The organism is Micromonospora sp. WMMD1128 (assembly GCF_027497235.1).
Classification (GTDB): domain Bacteria; phylum Actinomycetota; class Actinomycetes; order Mycobacteriales; family Micromonosporaceae; genus Micromonospora.
Genome location: NZ_CP114902.1, coordinates 5,691,716 through 5,709,766, shown reverse-complemented (window position 1 = coordinate 5,709,766; position 18,051 = coordinate 5,691,716). Strand labels below are relative to the sequence as shown.

Below are 18,051 nucleotides of genomic sequence, written 5' to 3'. Positions count from 1 at the left end.
CTCACGTACCTCTCTGCTCGATCGGATTCGATGTCGATGACGGCGGGGTGACGATCCGCCGCAGGATCCCGGCGAGCGCGGCCGGCTCGACGGCGACGCCCACCGCCCGGTAGAGCAGCAGGCCGTCCATGGCCGCGGCGAGCACCGTGGCGGCCGCCTCCGCGTCGGCCCCATGCCCGCACCGGTCCAGCCACGCCGTGACGACCTCCCGGAACGTCCTGATCGCCTCGTCGATGCGAGCGCCCAGGCTCTCGTTCCGGGTGGCGGCCAGGAAGATCTCGCTCGGCAGCCGCAGAGCGGTCGGGTCGCCCGCGTATCCGGTCAGGCTGGTGACGAACCAGTCCAGCCCGGTCTCCAGGTCGGCCGTGCTGCCCAACCCGGCCCGCACCTCGTCGATGAGTTGCCACAGCACCGGCGTGCAGGCCTCGATGAGTAGCTCGCTCAGCGACCGGAAGTGGTAGTGAACCGCACCCACCGGCACCCCGGCCCGATCGGCCACCAGTCGAGTGGTCACGTTGCCCCAGCCAACCTCCGCCACCAGCGCCACGGTGGCGGAGCACAGAGCCTCCCTGGTGCGCTGGCCGCGAGTGGACGCGGTGTCCGGCATGAGTTCCTCCGCTGTTCGGCCGGCTCCACCGACCTGGTCGATGGGTGCGGCCGTTCCGTTTGGTCGGCCAGGCGCCTTGGTCGATTGCCCTGTACAAGTGCCCTGGGCGTCCGCCTTGTGCATATGACCAAATCTTAGTGACCCTGTCGTCCCGACCGCAACCATTCGCCGGCACGCGCCGCTGGCGGCCTCCGATGTCTCGCTACTCCGGGCCCGTCCCGCCTTCGCCGCGCGCCACCTGCTCGCTGAGCCTGGGCTGGGCCGGTGACGCCGTACTGGGCGAAGTCGTCGGGATCGAGCTGGGTGGCTTGTCCGAGGGCGTCGGCGAAGATGCGCGGGTCGAAGTTACGGTCGGCGCGCTGGACGAGGGTGAGGAGGGCGTCGCGGGGCGGGTTGACCACTCACGCTCCGTGACAGGGTTCGACCGACGCCGACGGTGGCCGACGTCATGCCAACCCGGGGACTCTGGCGCCCTCACGGATGCCCTGGGCCGTCCCTTGACACCACAGGTCACCGTAATCAAGGATTAGCTTAATTAAGGAAATTCTTGAGGAGGGTCGGATGGGACCGGTGGAACTGTTCGAGGCGGCGGCCTGGCGTGCGGTCGGCCTCGCCGAGAACGTGGGCGACGAGCAGCTCGCCGGCCCGACGCCGTGTGCCCAGTGGGACGTGCGTGCGCTGCTGGACCATCTGCGGGGCGGGCCTGCCTACCTGCTCGCGGCTACCGGCCACGACCTTGACGCGGACGCCTCGTACCGGACCGTTGTCGCGCAGTGCCTCGCGGCGCTGCGCCAGCCGGGCGCGCTGGAGCGGCGGTGCATGTCGCCGCTGGGTTTCGAGTGGTCCGTCGGCGAGGCCGCGGCCGGCACGTTCATGGACCAGCTCGTCCACTCGTGGGACCTGGCCGTCGCGACCGGACAGAACCGCACTCTCGACCCCGCGCTAGTCGAGGCGTGCGTGGCCATGTTCCTACCCGACATGCCCGAACGCGGCCGGGCACGCGGTCTGGTCGGCCCCGCAGTCACCGTCGCCGCCGACGCCTCGGTGCAGGACCGGCTGCTCGCGGCCATGGGCCGGACGCCGTGACTCCCACCGGCGGCGCACGTGACGACGAGGTGGAAGAGGCCGTCCGCGCGATGGGCCATGCCGGACGGCGGGCGATGCTCGCGATGGCACGGGACGGCGAACGCACAGCGACCGAGCTCGCCAAGGCCGCGGGACTGTCCCCGGCCGCCGCGAGCCCGCACCTGAAGCTGTTGCGGCAGACCGGTCTGCTGCGCGTCCGGGTGGACGCGCAACGTCGGCTGTACCGGGTCGACTTCACGCGACTCGCGCAGGTCCGAGCCGTCCTCGACGAGATCTGGGGCGACGCCCTTGAACGGCTCCAGACGGTCGCGGAGCACGACGAGACGATCGACCGCCGCCGCGGCCGCCCCGCTCGCCGCACGGGGACGGACGGATGACCATCGAATCCAACGAGCCCTCGCACCCGGGGCTCGGTGTCCGCCTTGTCGACCGCACCCTCGTCATCGATGCCGCCCCGGAACGCGTCTACCTGCTCCTGACCACGGCCGACGGCCTCGTACGGTGGATGGCCCCGCAGGCTGACGTCGACGGCGTCGTCGACGGAGTTATCACCTGGCGGCACGCCAACGGCGACAGAGTGTCCGGCCGGTTCGTCGACCTTGTCCCGGACCGGAGTGTGGTCTTCACCTACGGCTGGGATCGCCAGGACGTCGGCATTCCGCCCGGCTCGACCACCGTCGAGATCACCCTGACACCGCTACCCGGCCCGGACGGCGACCGGACCGAGCTGCACCTCGTCCACCGCGGCCTGTCCGGACCGATGGCGAGCACCCATGACGGCGGCTGGGGGAACTACCTCGCCCGACTCGCTCTCGTGGCCGAAGGGCACGACCCCGGCCCGGACCTGCTGGCGCACCAACGCGTGCCCAGCGCCCGACCTGTCCCCAGGGAGACGACGCGGCACGAGCACTGACAAGTCGCGCGCGCTGTGGGAGCAGGTGCGGGACCTGCCTGCGTCATGGGCTCGACGATGACGGGCCTGCCCTGCCTGCGGCTGTCGGGCGTCTTCTTCGCCGCCTGGGACCACCGCCCCGGCAACCTGCTCGTCAAACCGCCGGCCGCCCGGGTCACCGCACTCGTCGACGCCGGACAGGCCCGTCCCTTCGCGCCGGCCGGCCGCCGCTCTCGCTGGGCCGCTCGACGAACCCGGCGGCCTGGACCGCGTAGCCGCCGGCCAGCGCGAAGCCGTATCGGTCGGCGGCCGCGAGTCCGGTACGGGCGAGGCGTTCGTGGAAGGGGTCCACCGCTATGCCGCGTCGCTGCGGGTGGCGGCGAGTTCGGGGAAGGCTTCCTCCCAGCGTTGGCGGAGCTGGGGCGGCAGCCAGAGGGTGGGCCAGAGCCGCCGGAGCAGGTCGGCATCGAGCCAGGTGTTCAGGTCCTCGACCGTGCTGGCTTCGGTGAGCACCACCTTGTACATGCTGGCCAGGCGCGCGGGCCGGTTCAGGTCGTACTCGGCGCGCCCGGACCAGTCGAGGTGACGCGGAAGCGTCACCGTTCCCTCGGTCGGGCCGTGCAGTTCGGTGAGGGTTTCGGCCACGACGTAGGGCTTCCGGTCACCGTAGGGCCGGTAGTCCACCGGCGGCTGGGGTGACGTCCTGCGCCGGTTGAGGTTGGTCGCCCGTCGGACTTCCGGTCGTAGTGCCTGACGGATCGTCTCCCGGCTGTAGCCGGTGACGCGTTGCAGATCCACCGGCCGCCAGCCGGCCGCATGGAAGGCCCGCAGTTGCTCGTCCCGCTCGGTCAACGCGGCCGCACGCGTCGCCTCGTACCGGGAGACAACCGCCTGCAGCTCATCCTCGGAGAACCGGCCCATGCCGGTATGCCTACTACGCTAGGCCAAGCACGCTTGGTGTCTTCCCACGGAGGGCGATGCCCTCAGCGCGGACCGCCCGGCCCGACCAAGCCCGTTTCGTAGGCGATGATGACCAGTTGTGCCCGATCGCGTACCGCCAGCTTGGTCAACAGTCGTCCGACGTGTGTCTTGACGGTGGCCAGGCTGAGATGGAGATGCTCGGCCAACTCCGCGTTGGACAGGCCGCGGGCGATCAGTGTGAGCACCTCCCGTTCTCGCTCGGTCACCTCCGCCAGCCGCCGTGGCAGCGGCCGGGCCGGCTCCGGCCGACGCGCGAACTCGTCGATCAGCCGGCGGGTCACCGTCGGCGCGAGCAGCCCTTCGCCGGCGGCCACCACCCGGATGCCGGTCAGCAGGTCCGCCGGCGGGGTGTCCTTGAGTAGGAAGCCGCTGGCTCCGGCGCGCAGTGCCCCGTAGACGTACTCGTCCAAGTCGAATGTGGTCAGGATGACGACGCGGGTGCCGGCTGTCGCCGGCTCGGCGCAGATGCGTCGGGTCGCCTCGATGCCGTCCATCTCCGGCATCCGCACGTCCATCAACACCACGTCCGGGCGGTGCTCGGCGGCCAGCGCCACGGCCTCCACGCCGGTGCCCGCCTCACCGACTGTATTGAAATCCGGGGTCGAATCGACCAACAGTCGGAAGCTGCCGCGCAGCAGCGCCTGGTCGTCGGCGATCAGCACCCGGATCACGCGGCCACCCGGTAGGGCAGGGTGGCGGTCACCGCGTAGCCGCCGCCGGAGCGCGGCCCGGCGCGGAACTCGCCCCCGTGCAACGTCGCCCGTTCCCGCATGCCGATCAGCCCGTGCCCCTCCCCGCCGATCAGGACCGGACGGCGGCCGTCATCGGTCACCTCGATCCTGACCTCGCGAGGCGTGACGGTCACCGTTGCTCTGCAGGTGGCCGGTGCCGCGTGCTTCACCACGTTGGTCACCGCCTCCTGCACGATCCGGTAGACCCCCAGACCCACCGACTCCGGCACCGCTGCGGCCGGTTCCTCCTGCCGTACGTCAAGCCGTACGTCGACACCGGCGATCGCCGCCTGCTGGGCCAGCGCGGGCAGTTCGTCCAGCCCGGGAGTCGGGGCGTACGGGGTTTCCTCGCGCAGCGCGCCGAGTACCCGACGCACGTCGGTCAGTGCGTTGCGGCCGGTCTCCTCGATCACCCGCAGGGCGGCCCCCGCCTCGCCGGGATCGGTCCCGGCGACGTGATTGGCGACGGCCGCCTTCACCACGATGAGGCTCAGCGTGTGCGCGACGACATCGTGCAGCTCCCGGGCCACCCGTAATCGCTCCTCGGCAGCGGTCCGGCGGACCAGGTGCTCGCCCTCACGGGCGGCGATGGCACGCCGCTCGCGGACCAGCCAACCGATCAACCAGGCGGGCGCGATCATGACGGTGGCGTAGACGACTCCGCCGGTTCGCGACCAGAGGTCGCTCTCAGTCAGCACCAGGGCGACGCTCACCAGAGCGAGACAACCGGCGGCACACAGCAGTGACCGACGCATTTGCGTCGACACGGCCACCGTGTAGAAGGACAGGCCGATGGCGAGCCCGGGCGCGGCGGCGGCATAGTTGGGAATCACGCCGGTGATCAGGGCGACGGTGGCCACGGAGCTGATCACGATGGCGACGGTGATCGGCCACCGCCTCCGGACGGCCAACGGCAGCCCGAGGGCGAACCCGACGATCACCGACACCAAGAGCGGTTCGCGCACACCACCGTGCAGCGGCGATTCCAGCGCCGCGTACGGGCCGAGGAGCCCGCCGACCGCCACGGCGAGCACGGCGTCCACGATGGCCAGTTCCGCCGGCCGCAGCCGCCGGGTCAGCAGGAGGGCGGTCACCTGTCGAAGCGTATCGGTGGGCCGGTTCGGCCGCGTCCACCTGCGGGTGGTCATCCTCGGGTACGACGTCAGGCTCGTCCCGGACCCGGGCTCCGCCCGGGGGAGGGCCAGAATGTGCCCGCGCCGGCACGACGCGCGGCACCTGCCGGAGCCGGCACCCTGACGGTCATGACCACACAGACAGTGACCCTGACAGGGCTCCGCGCGGTGTACGGCACCGGAGCACGCCGAGTGACGGCGCTCGACGGCGTGACGACCAGCTTCGCCAGCGGCACCTTCACGGCCGTGATGGGCCCGTCGGGCTCGGGCAAGTCCACCCTGCTGCACTGTGCGGCCGGGTTGGACAAGCCGACCGCAGGGACCGTCACGATCGACGGCAGGCGTCTCGACGACCTGGACGAGGACGAGCTGACCCGGTTGCGCCGCGATCGGATCGGTTTCGTGTTCCAGGCGTTAAACCTCGTGTCCACGCTGACCGCTGCCGAGAACGTCGAGTTGCCGCTGCGCCTGGCGAGGCGCCGTCCCCCGGCCCGGAACGTCCTCGCCGCGCTCGACGCCGTGGGACTGACCGACCGGGCCGGGCACCGGCCGAGCGAACTGTCCGGCGGCGAACAGCAACGCGTCGCCGTGGCCCGAGCGTTGATCACCCGTCCCGCGGTCGTCTTCGCCGACGAACCGACCGGGGCACTGGACAGCTCGGCGTCCCAGCAGATCCTCCGGCTGCTGCGCGTGCTCGTCGACGACCACCGGCAGACCGTCGTGATGGTGACCCACGATCCCACCGCCGCCGCGTACGCCGATCGGGTCCTCCTGCTCGCCGACGGCCGCGTCGTCGACGAGTTCACCGGCGGGATCACCGCAGCGGTCGTCGCCGCGCGGATCGCCGAGCGGGACACGGTCCCGGCGCGTCCCGTGGAGCCGTCGTGCTGAGCATCCGGCGGTCGGCCGGTGCGTTCATCGCCGTCGCCGTCGGCGTCACCCTGGTCACGGCGACCACCCTGCTGCTCGCCTCCGGCCGCCCACAGGTGCCCGATCGGCTGGCGTACGCAGCGGTCGTGGTGCAGAGCCCTGAGGCCGGTGCGCCGACCGACTCGTTCGCGCCCACCCGGCCGTGGTCGGCCGCCAGGACGGCGGAACTCACCAGCGGGCTGGCCGAGGTGCCGGGCGTTACGGCGGCAGTGCCGGACCGGACCTTCTACGCCCAGGCGCTCGTCAACGGCCGGCCCCCGGCCACCGATGCGCAGCGGGAGGACTCTCACCAGGGGCACGGCTGGTCCAGCACCCGGCTGGGTGGACTTCGTCTCACGGCCGGCGAGCCGCCCCGGCGGGCCGGCGAGGTGGTCGTCGACAGCGCGCTCGGGCTGCCTCCCGGCGGGCCGGTCACCCTGCTCACGGCAGCGGGACCGGAGCCGCACACCGTCACCGGTCTGGTCGATGCGCCCGGTGTCTACGTCGCGGACGAGGTCGCGGCCGTGCTCGCGCCCGGCGTCCGGGCCATTGGCCTGCTGGTCGCTCCGGGCGCCGACCCCGAGGCGATCGCCAAGGCGGCTCGCGGTGTCCTCGGCCGCGACGGGCGGGCGTTGACCGGGGACGGCCGCGCCGCTCTGGAGCCTCGGGGGGATGCCCGCACCCGCTGGATCGGCATGCAGGTGCTCACCGCCACGGCGGCTCTCGCGGGTTTCGTCACGGTCTTCGTGGTCGCCTCCACCTTCGCGATCACCGTCGCGCAGCGTCGCCGTGAGCTGGGCCTGCTACGCGCCGTCGGGGCCACCCCCCGTCAAGTCCACCGCATGGTCCACGCCGAGGCGCTGGTCGTCGGCGCCACGGCCGGACTCACCGGCCTCCTGGCCGGCGTAGCGCTCGCCCCGGTGTTGGGCGGGCTGCTCGTCGACGTCGGCTTCGAGCCGGCGACCTTCCGGGTCCGGTACGAACCCTGGCCGGTCGCGGTGTCAATCGTCGCCGGTCCGATGATCGCGCTGCTGGCCGTCTGGTCGGCGTCGCGCCGAGCGGCACGCGTACGCCCGCTGGAGGCGTTGCGCGAGGCGGCGGTGGAACAGCGGCCGATCGGACGGCTGCGAGTCGCCACCGGGGTGCTCCTCGTCGCGGCGGGGCTCGCCCTCAGCCTTGGCACGGCGACCGCCGACCAGGCCCGCGACGCTGCCACGTTCGCCCTCTACGCCGTGATGGCCCTGGTGGCCGGCGCCACCGTGTTGGCCCCGGCAGCCGTCGGCCCCGTGGTGCGGCTGCTGCGGTCGCCGGTGCGTCGACCGGGTGGTGCAATCGGGATGCTGGTCCGGGCCGGGGCGTCGACCGCGACCCGGCGGACGGCGTCGATCGCCGCCCCGGTGCTGCTCACGGTCGCGTTCGCGGTGCTGATCTCCGGGATGGTGCGCACCACCACGGCCGCCTACGCGGCGAGCCGGGCCGACAACGTGAACGCCGGCTGGGTCGTCGTGCCCGACCGCGCACCGGGCCTGTCGGACCAGGTCGTCGCGGCGGTTGGGGGGACCGCCCTGCTGCCGACGACGGTCTTCGAGAGCGACCCGGACTCGTCGCCGGCGAACCAGCCGTTGACCGCGCACGGCGTGGACCCTGCGGGCTTCGCCGCTGCCAACCGGGCGCTCACCGTGGTTGCCGGCTCACTGGACGACCTGAGCGGTGGTGACACGGTGGTCCTTCCCGCCTCGGCGAACCGGCAGCCGTCCGAGCCGTACGCGTTGGTCTTCGCCGATGGGGAGGTGGTGTCGCTGCGCGTCGTCGCGGTCGTCACCGACGACTCGATCCCCGGCGACCTGCTCCTGCCCCGGTCGATGGTCCGGTCGCACGACCCCTCGGCGCTCACCTCCGCGGTGTACGTCCAGAACCGGGTCGACCCTCCGGCCGGAGCGCGGATCGTCGACGTGGCCGGGTGGGCGGCCGAGGCGGACCGCGCCGAGGACCGCCTCGTTTGGCTGTTCACGCTGCTGCTAATCGGTGTGTCGGCCGGTTATGGGGCTGTCGCGGTGGCGAACACGCTGTTGATGGCCGCCGCCGGCCGGGTGGTTGATCTGCGGCTGATCCGGCTGGCCGGGGCGACCCGGCGGCAGGTCATCTGGCTGGTCACGGCCGAGGCCGCCCTGGTGGTGCTGATCGGCGCTCTGCTCGGCGGGGCTGTCGCGTTCGTCGGTCTGCTGAGCGTCCGTGCCGGCCTCGCCGAGCAGGCCGGCGTACCGGTCGACTTGGTGGTGCCGTGGTCGGTGGTCGGCTCGGTGGTGGGGCTCTGCCTGCTGCTGGCGGTGCTGGCGAGCGCGTTGCCGACCTGGCGGTCACTGCGTCACCGCCCCGCGCGGTCCCCCGTCGGCATCATGGGGTGAACCCGTGCCACCGCTCTCCCAGCTGGGCGGTCGCGCCGCCACCGCACACCGACGCGATCCATGCACCGAAATTCGCTCTCTCAGTCACTGTGCTCCTTCCCCCGCTCGACGGGGGTCTGATGCCCGCGGGCCGCACACCAAGTCCGAGATGCCGGCGGCAGGTGCGGCAGACTGGCGCCGTCGCGCCCACAGGGCGGGGAGTGGGGATGGCTGTGTGTGTTCCGCCGTGATTGTGGCTGAGCCTCGAGGTGCCACCCACTTCTCGCCTCGCGGGCAGGCCGGGTTGAACGGGCGCGACCCTGGTGGCCGTAGACCCTGATGCCCGGGAGCGATGGGTATGGCTGCGTGTGTTTCGTCGAGATCGCTTGGCTCACGGTAGGAGATGCCACCCGCTGCTTCGTCGTCTGCGAGATTCGGTAGACCGCTGATGGAGATCCGCGACCTGCGTTCGCATTGACAGAAGATGCCGGCTAACCCGAACCCAGACGAGGCACATTCGAGCAAACCGACCGACGAAGGAGAGTACGACGGTGGCGAAGCTGTGAATCGGCGTGGACATCGGCAAGACCCACCACCACGTCGCCGCCGTCGACGGCGAAGGCCGGCTCGTCTACTCCCGCCGAGTAGCCAACGACGAGACCTCACTGCTCACCGTCATGGCCGAGGTGTCGACACACGGCCGTGCGGTCTGCTGGGCAGTCGACGTCACCACCGGCCTGTCCGCTCTCCTGCTGACCCTGCTCTGGCGCCGCCAGGTGCAGGTCCGCTATGTCTCCGGCACCGTCGCGTTCCACATGGCCGCCGCGTTCGCCGGAGAGAACAAGACCGACGCCCGCGACGCGGTCGTCATCGCACAGACGATCCGTATGCGCCCCGACATCCCCGTCCTGGAACCGTCTGACCGGCTCCTGGCCGAGCTAACCGTTTTGACGGGTTACCGCGGGGACCTCGTCGGGCAGCGCGTCGCCACCCTGTTCCGGTTGCAGGAACTCCTCACCGGGATCAGCCCCGCCCTCGAACGGGGGCCGTGGACCTGAACCGCAAGGCCCCGATGATGGTCCTCGCGTGCTGGCAGACACCGGCCGCGATCCGGCACGCCGGCGTCGACCGGATCACCGCTCTGCTCCGCCGCGGCACGTCAAGAACGCCGTCCAGGTGGCCGAGGCGATGGTCGCCGCCGCCCGGCAGCAGACCGTCACCCTGCCCGGCCAACGTGCCGCAGCCGTGGTCGTCGGGCAGATGGCCACCGAGATCCTCGCCATCGAACAACGCATCGCCGCCGTCGACGACCTCATCGCCGAGCAACTCGACCAGCACCCCTTGACGCCGATCATCGGGAGCCTGCCCGGCATGGGTCCCCTGCTCACCGCCGAACTGCTTGTCCACACCGCCGGCATGACCGAGTACGACAGCCCCGCCAAACTCGCCGCCCACGCCGGCCTGGCCCCAGTTTCTCGCGACTCCGGAACGGTCTCCGGGAACCATCGCCAGCCCCGCCGATACCACCGAAGACTGCGCCACATTCTGTGGATGGCCGCCTTCACCGCCGCCAGAGAATGCCCCACTTCGCGCGCCTACTACGAGAAGAAACGCGCCGAAGGCAAAAACCACCGCCAAGCCATACTCGCCCTCGCCCGACGACGCGTCGATGTCCTCTGGGCACTCATCCGCGACCGCAAAACCTTCACCCGACCGGCGCCAGCGATCCGCGCCGCAGCCTGAACCAGCCCGCTCCACGCCGACACGAACCCATCGCGCCGGCCACTCCACCCTGCCCGCCAAGATCAACCAGAGTCACATGGAGACTCGGGGTGTGGTCCTGGGCTGGGCGAACGGCGGTCCGGGGAACGTGGGTGAACGTGGGCCACTCCCTGCCACCCCAGGTGAACCCCAGGTCGCTAGACTAGGCGCTCGCGCCCTCGTAGCTCAGGGGATAGAGCATCGGTTTCCTAAACCGTGTGTCGCAGGTTCGAATCCTGCCGGGGGCACCAATTCGAGGCCCCGACCAGCAAAAAGTCGGCCGGGGCCTTGACTCTTATCTATGCGACGAAGGCGCTGACCAGCCGGTCGCTGCCCTCACGGTGGTGTCACCCACTGCGCATCAGCGGAGATCAACTCAGGTCCGTCCGGATGCCGACCGTCGGCACCGGTTCCTCGGCATAAGCGGCGGGCTGGCCGTGGGTCGCGAGGGTCGGCCGCTGGATGCCCTCGGACAGCCAGCGCTCCGTGGCCAGCAGTTCCGCAGGCGTCCCGTACGCCACCACCCGCCCGTTCCGCACCAGTGCTACCGAGTCGGCGTCCAGGCTCCGGAGCAGGTCGTGCGTTACGACGATCATGGTGCGCCCGGTCCGGAGCAGGCGGGTGGCGTCCTGAACCCTCTGGTCGGTCTCGACATCCAGGCTGCTGGTCGCCTCGTCCCAGATCAACACCGTCGGGTCCGCCATCCACGCGCGCAAAATCGCGATCACCTGGCGCTGGCTCGCGGACAGAGCCGTACCACGCACCCCGACGGGTGTGTCGAGCCCCTCAGATGTGGTGGACAGGACTGACCAGACTCCAAGCGTGCGTGCGGCGGCCTCGATCTCGTCGTCGGTGGCCGTCGGGTTGCCCATCCTGATGTTGTCCGAGATGGAGCCGGTGAACAGGTATCCCTCCTGCGGCACGTAGGCGATCGCGCGACGTAGGTCCGAGTGGGCAAGTCGACGCACGTCGACCCCGTCCAGGGTGACTCGCCCGCGCTGGGGGTCGTAGAAGCGCAGCATCAGTTTCACCAGCGTGGACTTGCCGGCGCCGCTGGGGCCGATGATGACAAGGGTGCTGCCCGCGGCAACGGCCAGGTCGACGTCGTGCAGCACGTCCGGTCCGCTGAGGCCGTCGTGGTCGGGGTAGGCGAAGGTCACGTCGGACAGGGTGACCGCGCCGTGTGGGTCCGGGAGTCGCGCCGGCGACGCCGGTTCGGACACCGTCACCGGTGTCGCCAGGATGTCGATGACCCGTTCGGCCCCCGCCACGGCGGACTGGAGGGTGTCGTACACCGAGGACAACTCGTAGATCGGACTGAAGAAGCCCCGCAGGTAGAGAAGGAAGGCGGTGAGGGTGCCGATCTCCAGCCCCTCGGCCGAGACGGAACGAGCCCCCATGGCGAGGACGGCGACGGTGGCCAGGGCCGAGCAGAGGTCGAGGGTGGGGAAGTAGACCCCGGCCGTGCGGACCGTGGCGGCTTTGGCCTGCCGCTCCTCGCCGTCAGCCGCGGCGAACCGGTCGAGTGTCGTCCGCTCGTGGCGGAACGCCTGGATGACCGCGATGGCGCTCAGGGCCTGCTGCAACTCGACGGTGACTGCGGTCGCGGTCTCCCGTACCTGTCGCCAGGCGACCGCCGACCGACGGCGGAACCATCTCGTCGCCAGTGCCAGCACGGGCATCACGACGAGGCAGGCGACCGCCAGCCCGGGGTCGAGCAGAAGGAGCACGACCGCCGTACCGGCGAGGGTGAGCGTACTGACGAAGAGGGTGACGAATCCCTGGGTCAGCAACCCACTCATCGCTTCGATGTCCGCGGTCAGGCTGGCGACCTGCCGCCCCGGACGGTTGTGTTCGTGGTACTGCATCGGCAGCCGTTGCAGGTGCGCGAAGAGCGCGACCCGAGTGCTGGAGAGCATGCCGTGCCCCGCACGGGCCACCGCGCGGATCTGTGTACGGGCCGCGAGCACCTCCAAGCCGGCCAGCACGACGCCGGCCAGTGCCGCGAGGGACAGCACCGTGACGTTCCCGACCAGGATTCCGTCGTCGATGGCGACCTTCATCAGGTACGGGATGGTGAGCGCGGCAGCGGTCTGGAGGATGGCAGCCCCGAGGCCGAGCAGGACCGGTCCCCGGTGCGTCCGGAGCAGCGGACGCAGGAACGCGACCACACGACCTCGTCGCGCGGTCACCGGTGACCACCGCCCGCGCCGGTGGTCTCGCGCAGCACACCGTCGGCGGTCAGGGTGACCACCCGCCCGTGGGGTCGTCCCCCAACTCCGGGTCGGGTCAGGTGCAGGATGGTGACCGCGCCGGCCAGTTCATCGAGCCGGTGGCGAACGCGTTGCCTGGTCTCCGTGTCGATTTGGGTCAGTGCGTCGTCGAGGACGAGGACCCGGGGTTCTGGCAGGACTGCGCGGGCCAGGGCCAGCCGCTGGCGCTGCCCGCCGGACAGCAGATGTCCGTGGTCACCGACGACGGTCTGCAATCCCTCGGGCAACGTCCGCACCAACTCGTCGGCGGCGGCCAGGCGCAGCGCCCGGTCGAGTTGGGCCGCGGTCGCGGTGGGGTGACCGACGAGGAGGTTGTCGCGGACGGTGCCGTTGAACAGGACGGCGTCCTGTGGCACGTAACCTACCGCGGCGCGTACCGAGCCGAGCGTGAGGTCGGCGACGTCGATGCCGTCGGCCATCAGGCGGCCGGAGTCCGGCAGCCAGAGTCGCACCAGCAGCCCGGCCAGCGCCGACTTGCCGGAACCACCGACGCCCTCGATTGTCACGTGTTCACCTGCGGCCACGTGCAGTCGGATCCGGCGCAGGCCGGGCCAGGTCCCGCCGGGGTACCGGAAGCAGAGGTCGTCGAAGGTGACGGAGGCGCCACCGGACGCTCGGGGCAGGTCGACCGCACCGGGACGGTCAGCCACCGTCAAGGGCTCGTCCAGAACCGCGTAGACCCGAGCGGCGCTGGCGGCGGCCCGCCGGGCGGAGCCGAACAGCCCGACCATGGAGCTGACCGGCCACACCAGCAGAGCCATGTAGGTGCTCAGCGCCACGAGTGTGCCCACGGTCAGCGATCCCCGGATCGTCAGGTAGCCGCCGAACCATACGATGAGCACCAGGCCGACCTCGGGTAGGCCGATCGTCCACGGCAGGTAACGGGCCTGGAGCGCGGACAGGGCGACATTGTGGTCACGGACCTCGGCCGACCGGCGAGTGAACGCCTCAACTTCCTCGTTCTCGCGGCCGAGGCCCTTGATGACGCGCATCCCGGCCGCGTTCTCCTCGGCGTGCGTGGTGAGGGCGGCCACCCGTTCCTGAAGCCCGGCGGAAGCGGCGAACGTCCGACGCCCGTAGCCGATGGTGACCAGCCCGAACAGCGGCAGGACAGCGGTGGCGGCCACCCCGACCGGCCAGGACAGGAGCCAGATCTGTATCAGGGCGGCGGCGGCGGTCAGCGTGTTGAGGATGATGAACAGGGCGGAGTAGGAGACGAAGGCGCGAACGATTCGCAGGTCGGAGCCGACGAGGGAGAGCACCCGCCCGGCCTCCGTGCGGCCGTGCCAACCGGCGTCCAGCGAGAGCAGATGCCCGAAGAGCCGGGCCCGTAGATCCGCCTCCAGACGCAGCCCGACCTGGCCGCTGACCTCTCGGCGTACCACGTCCGCGAGCCAGCGGAGGGCGGCGAGCCCGAGCAGCAGGGCGAGCCCGGCGGTCGTGGCGTCGCTGTCGTCGGGCAACAGGCCGTGGTCGATGATGCGCCGGATCACCAGCGGCAGCGCGTTGGTCAGCAGGATGACCACGACACCGAGCGCCACCGCGGTCGCCGCCGCCCACCACCGCCGGCGCAGCAGGCCCAGGACGCGGAGCAGGGCGTCCCGCTGGTGCGCGGCGTCGGTTGGCATGCCGGGCGAGCTCAGCCGGCCACGGACAGGGCCGGCCGGCGAGCCTGCTGCGCCATGAAGTCCAGCATGGTGAACCCGTCGGGAAGCACGCCGCGGCATCGGACGAAGATCTCCTGGTAGAGGTTGAAGACCAGCAGGTCGGACTTCTGTTCGAAGTACGCGCCGTACTCGTCGTCGCGGAGATAGTCCGCCGGCAGCACCTGTTCGCAGAGGCGGATGAACCGCTCCCGGTGCCCGAGGACCGAGGTCGGCGCGCCGATCTTGCGTCGCAGCACACTGCCCACCAGATCGACCTCGTCACCCCAGGTCCTCAGGACGGCCTGCTTGAGCAGTCGCTTGGTGATGCCCAACTCCCAGTCGACCCGGTGGGCCAGCGGTTGACGAAACGCGAACTCGACCACGTGGTGGTCGAGGAACGGCACCCGCATCTCCAGGCTCGCCGCCATCGACGAAGCGTCCAGGAGTTCGAGGTGGTCCCGGGTGAGCTGCTCCCGCATGTTCTCCGCGAACAGCTTCCGCAGGTAGTGCGGGAACGGCTGGTCCGCGGTGAGCGAATCGAGGTATTCCCGCCCCCGTCGGCTGACCGGACGACCCGACGCTTCGAGAGCGGCGAGACGGTCGACCATCCGCCGGGTCCGGAACGACCGGTTGATGTACTCGCCGTAGCCGCCGAAAACCTCGTCCGCGCCTTCCCCGTTGAGGCACACCTTGACGTCCTCGCCGATCCGCCGGCACAGGAAGTTGAGCGCGATGCCGCCGAGACCGGCGGGCTGCTCGGCGGCGGTGAGGTAGGGCGGGATGGTCGCGACGAAATCCTGGAACGTCAGGATCGACACATGGTGGTTCAGGCCGAGTCGCGCGGCCAGCCGCCGGGCCTGGACCACGTCGGGATGGTCCGCGTGGTCCCCGATCGTGTAGGCGCGGATCGGACCGTCGTGCAGTTCGCGCATGAGCCGCGCGAGGATCGTCGAGTCGAGGCCGCCGGAGAGAGTGATCCCGATCTCCACCTCGGCCATCAGGTGCGACCGGACGGTGGCCCGCAGCAGTTCCGTCAGGTCGGCGGCGGCCTCCGCGAACGGCATCGGGTCGGCTTCCGCCTCCGGCAGCGTGTGGTAGCGGGTGACGGAAGTGACAACTTGGTCGTCCGTTAGAACCGCGCTGAGCGTGTGGCCGGGTGGCAAGCTCACCACGCCCCGCAGCAAGGTGCCGGGACCGGCGGGATGACCGAACACGGCCGTGTCGGCCAGCGCTTCCTCATCGATCTGCGGGGTCAGCAGCCGGCTCTGTAGCAGCGCCTTGACCTCCGACGCGAACAGCAGGCCCGCACCCACCTCGGCGTAGTGCAGCGGCTTGATACCGAAGCGGTCCCGGGCCAGCAGCAGGCGGTCCCCGTCAGCGACCGCGAACGCGAACATCCCCTGTAGATGCTCGACGCACCGGTCGCCGTACTCCTCGTAGAGGTGCACGATGACCTCGGCGTCCGAGTCCGTGCCGAAGTGGTGTCCCCGCCGCCGCAGGTCGTCACGGAGCTGCCGGTAGTTGTAGATCTCGCAGTTGGCCACCACGTACACGTCGCGTCGGTCGCCGCGGATCGGCTGGGCGCCGTTGTCGATCCCGATGATGCTCAGACGCCGGTGGCCCATGCCCGTGAGCTTGCCGAGGTACCGGCCTTCGTCATCGGGGCCGCGGTGACGCAACGAGTCCGTCATCGCCGCCAGGGCCGAGTGGTCGGCCGTACCGAAGATCCCGGTGATGCCGCACATCCTCAACACGTCCTTTCGGCGGTGAAGGCGATCGCCCCGAAGCGGTTCAAAGCGCGGAGCGCCGTCACGACCGGTTGCGGGTCGGGGTAGCGGGACGCGATGTCGTCCACCGTGCGGGTGCCGTCGCACCGGAGCCACACCGACTCCATCCCGGCGTTGAGCCGGCAGGTCTGGACGAGCGCCTTCAACGGCCGCTTCACGAACATCATCCGCATCGGCTCCGCGAGCGGCGGGGCGTCCTCGGGCACCTCGCCGGCCTGCAACCTGGGCAGCAGGGCGGTCAGGTCATGCTGGAAGTGGTCGACGAGCACGTGCGCGCCGGTGATCGGGACACAGTCGCCGAGCAGCTCCGGCGGCGCCGGCCGACGGGCGAACTCGGCGGCGTCGTGACAGGATGCGGCGCCGAATCCCTGCACCAGTAGGTGCTTCTCGTAACGGAGCAGGTCCCAGGCGTACGCGGGCCGCAGCTCCCCGTCGGCGAAGAGCCGCTCGGCGAAGTCGCACAGCCGTGTCGTGGCCAGGATGACAGCGCTCTCCGCGGCCGGAACCGGCGGGTACTCCCGGCAGAAGCGCACCAGGTGCCGATCGAGTTGACCGTGCAGGACCAGCGCGGAGAGCGGAGCCGACTTGAGCGCCAGGCCCATCCGGGCGTGAGCCAGGTTGCCGGCGTGCAGCCGGAGCCGCTTCCGGTCCATCCGGCGCAAGCTGTCCAGCTCCCGCTCGGTCAGGTCGTACCCTGATGGCGCGTCCGCGTCCTCGCCGAAGAACTCCCGTTCGAAGTGGGGATCGGTGAGCAGCCGGCTGAACGCCCGTTGCATGTCGAGCAGGCTCATGACCCGGCTTTCGCCGGGGCGGGCAGCAGGTCGCGAGCCCGGTCGAGGTGGTCCAGCAGTTCGGCGAACTCCGGCCAGTCGGAATCCCATTCGAGCAGGATCGCCTTGACCGGCGCCCGTTCCACGACGTGGGCGGCCAGCGCCCACACCTGCTCGTTGACGGCGCTGCTGTGAGTGTCGACGAGCATTCCGGCCAACTCGACCCCGCCGGCGATGTGCATCTGCACCACCCGGTCCAGTGGAATCGAATTCAGGAATTCGTACGGGTCGAAGCCCAGGTTTACTGAGTTGATCCAGACATTGTTCACGTCGACCAACAGGCCGGTGTCGGTTTCCTCGAGCACCCGCGTGATGAACTCGGCCTCGCTGAGGTCGTTGTCCGGGATCGGGAAGTAGTAGGTGACGTTCTCCAGGAGGAACGGCGGTTCCGGGATTCGCGCCTTCAATTGCCGCACGTTGCGGCAGACCGCTTCGAGGCTCTCCTCCGTGAACCACACGGGGGTGAGTTGTTCGACATCGACATCGGGCGTTCTGGTGAAGCTCAGATGGTCGCTGAACCAGTGGCCACGCGTCGCCTCGACGAATTGCGCCAGCCGATCGAGGTAATCGCCGTCGAGGGGAGCCGCCGTACCGACGGACAGGCCGACCCCGTGGGGAATGAGGGGGAACGCGTCGCCAAGCTCCAACAATCGCAGGAGCTTCTCCGGCGGTGCGTACAGATATTGGTCGGAGATGACTTCGAGAAAGTCGATCCGGTCGGCGTTGGCGACGATGTCCTGATGTAGCGCCGTGCGGTACCCCAGGCCGGCGCCGAGCCGTGGTAGAGCCTTGCTCATTGCATCCTCCTGTGGAAGCTTGTGAGGGTGCGGGCTGCGGTGCCGGCCTAGGGCCTGCGCGGCGTGGGCGGGAGGGCTGGTCAGTTCTCCATGCCGCAGCCCGTGCACCCACCGCAGCTCGAGCAGCTCGCGCAACCGGGGGCCTCGATGTCCGAAACGTTGCTGAGCGAAAGCTCCTCCATCTCGAACACGATGTTCTCCAAGGTCTCCATGTGATTCACCTCCCTCCCGCTG

The 18,051-nt window shown here is 70.5% G+C and carries 17 protein-coding genes, 1 tRNA gene and 1 pseudogene; 8 read left to right on the top strand and 11 right to left on the bottom strand.

The window, feature by feature from the left end; all coding sequences use genetic code 11:
- Nucleotide 1: 1 nt before the first annotated feature.
- Together O7602_RS25575 and O7602_RS31065 are read right to left on the bottom strand one after the other, a co-directional pair.
- Nucleotides 2-538: a TetR/AcrR family transcriptional regulator gene (locus O7602_RS25575; RefSeq protein ID WP_281585155.1), complete on the bottom strand. Its 537-nt coding sequence runs from the start codon at nucleotides 536-538 to the stop codon at nucleotides 2-4.
- A 203-nt stretch (nucleotides 539-741) separates the two neighbouring features.
- A pseudogene (locus tag O7602_RS31065) lies at nucleotides 742-993 on the bottom strand (hypothetical protein); the annotation flags it as partial.
- A 175-nt stretch (nucleotides 994-1,168) separates the two neighbouring features.
- On the opposite strand from O7602_RS31065, the gene O7602_RS25570 reads away from it, so the two are divergent.
- From O7602_RS25570 to O7602_RS25560, 3 genes are read left to right on the top strand one after another with little or no spacing between them, the layout of a single operon-like run.
- Complete coding sequence (locus O7602_RS25570; RefSeq protein ID WP_281585154.1) at nucleotides 1,169-1,693, top strand: TIGR03086 family metal-binding protein; 525 nt, start codon at nucleotides 1,169-1,171, stop codon at nucleotides 1,691-1,693.
- Nucleotides 1,690-2,070 (top strand): metalloregulator ArsR/SmtB family transcription factor, encoded by a 381-nt coding sequence (locus tag O7602_RS25565; protein WP_281585153.1) that lies wholly within the window; start codon nucleotides 1,690-1,692, stop codon nucleotides 2,068-2,070. The genes O7602_RS25570 and O7602_RS25565 overlap by 4 nt, the downstream gene beginning before the upstream one ends.
- Nucleotides 2,067-2,606 carry an SRPBCC domain-containing protein gene (locus O7602_RS25560; protein ID WP_281585152.1) on the top strand — a complete coding sequence of 180 codons (540 nt, stop codon included), beginning with the start codon at nucleotides 2,067-2,069 and terminating at the stop codon, nucleotides 2,604-2,606. Before O7602_RS25565 ends, O7602_RS25560 begins: the two co-directional genes overlap by 4 nt.
- 333 nt (nucleotides 2,607-2,939) lie before the next feature.
- Here the strand turns inward: O7602_RS25560 and O7602_RS25555 are convergent, their stop codons facing one another.
- From O7602_RS25555 to O7602_RS25545, 3 genes are all read right to left on the bottom strand, one after another.
- Nucleotides 2,940-3,506: a hypothetical protein gene (locus O7602_RS25555; RefSeq protein WP_281585151.1), complete on the bottom strand. Its 567-nt coding sequence runs from the start codon at nucleotides 3,504-3,506 to the stop codon at nucleotides 2,940-2,942.
- 62 nt (nucleotides 3,507-3,568) lie between these two features.
- A complete protein-coding gene (locus O7602_RS25550) occupies nucleotides 3,569-4,237 on the bottom strand; it encodes a response regulator transcription factor (protein WP_281585150.1) in 669 nt (222 codons plus the stop codon).
- A complete protein-coding gene (locus O7602_RS25545; RefSeq protein WP_281585149.1) occupies nucleotides 4,234-5,391 on the bottom strand; it encodes a sensor histidine kinase in 1,158 nt (385 codons plus the stop codon). Before O7602_RS25545 ends, O7602_RS25550 begins: the two co-directional genes overlap by 4 nt.
- A gap of 168 nt (nucleotides 5,392-5,559) precedes the next feature.
- On the opposite strand from O7602_RS25545, the gene O7602_RS25540 reads away from it, so the two are divergent.
- From O7602_RS25540 to O7602_RS25520, 5 genes are all read left to right on the top strand, one after another.
- Nucleotides 5,560-6,321 carry an ABC transporter ATP-binding protein gene (locus tag O7602_RS25540; RefSeq protein WP_281585148.1) on the top strand — a complete coding sequence of 254 codons (762 nt, stop codon included), beginning with the start codon at nucleotides 5,560-5,562 and terminating at the stop codon, nucleotides 6,319-6,321.
- A complete protein-coding gene (locus O7602_RS25535; RefSeq protein WP_281585147.1) occupies nucleotides 6,315-8,744 on the top strand; it encodes an ABC transporter permease in 2,430 nt (809 codons plus the stop codon). Before O7602_RS25540 ends, O7602_RS25535 begins: the two co-directional genes overlap by 7 nt.
- A 551-nt stretch (nucleotides 8,745-9,295) precedes the next feature.
- Nucleotides 9,296-9,781: an IS110 family transposase gene (locus O7602_RS25530; protein ID WP_281585146.1), complete on the top strand. Its 486-nt coding sequence runs from the start codon at nucleotides 9,296-9,298 to the stop codon at nucleotides 9,779-9,781.
- Nucleotides 9,782-9,809: 28 nt separating this feature from the next.
- Complete coding sequence (locus O7602_RS25525) at nucleotides 9,810-10,466, top strand: transposase (protein ID WP_281585145.1); 657 nt, start codon at nucleotides 9,810-9,812, stop codon at nucleotides 10,464-10,466.
- Between the two features lie 193 nt (nucleotides 10,467-10,659).
- Nucleotides 10,660-10,735: transfer RNA gene (locus O7602_RS25520), tRNA-Arg, on the top strand.
- 120 nt (nucleotides 10,736-10,855) lie between these two features.
- On the opposite strand, the gene O7602_RS25515 is transcribed toward O7602_RS25520, so the two are convergent.
- The 6 genes from O7602_RS25515 to O7602_RS25490 form a co-directional block, all read right to left on the bottom strand.
- Nucleotides 10,856-12,676 carry an ABC transporter ATP-binding protein gene (locus O7602_RS25515; protein WP_281585144.1) on the bottom strand — a complete coding sequence of 607 codons (1,821 nt, stop codon included), beginning with the start codon at nucleotides 12,674-12,676 and terminating at the stop codon, nucleotides 10,856-10,858.
- Nucleotides 12,673-14,385: an ABC transporter ATP-binding protein gene (locus O7602_RS25510; RefSeq protein WP_281585143.1), complete on the bottom strand. Its 1,713-nt coding sequence runs from the start codon at nucleotides 14,383-14,385 to the stop codon at nucleotides 12,673-12,675. The genes O7602_RS25515 and O7602_RS25510 overlap by 4 nt, the downstream gene beginning before the upstream one ends.
- Nucleotides 14,386-14,396: 11 nt before the next feature.
- A complete protein-coding gene (asnB, locus tag O7602_RS25505) occupies nucleotides 14,397-16,148 on the bottom strand; it encodes an asparagine synthase (glutamine-hydrolyzing) (protein WP_281585142.1) in 1,752 nt (583 codons plus the stop codon).
- 2 nt (nucleotides 16,149-16,150) lie between these two features.
- Nucleotides 16,151-16,981, bottom strand: coding sequence for a hypothetical protein (locus O7602_RS25500; RefSeq protein WP_281585141.1), 831 nt, complete (start codon nucleotides 16,979-16,981; stop codon nucleotides 16,151-16,153).
- Nucleotides 16,978-17,817 (bottom strand): DUF692 domain-containing protein, encoded by an 840-nt coding sequence (locus O7602_RS25495; RefSeq protein ID WP_281585140.1) that lies wholly within the window; start codon nucleotides 17,815-17,817, stop codon nucleotides 16,978-16,980. Before O7602_RS25495 ends, O7602_RS25500 begins: the two co-directional genes overlap by 4 nt.
- 80 nt (nucleotides 17,818-17,897) lie before the next feature.
- On the bottom strand, nucleotides 17,898-18,029 hold the full coding sequence (locus O7602_RS25490; RefSeq protein WP_281585139.1) for a hypothetical protein: 132 nt from the start codon (nucleotides 18,027-18,029) through the stop codon (nucleotides 17,898-17,900).
- Nucleotides 18,030-18,051 lie beyond the last annotated feature (22 nt).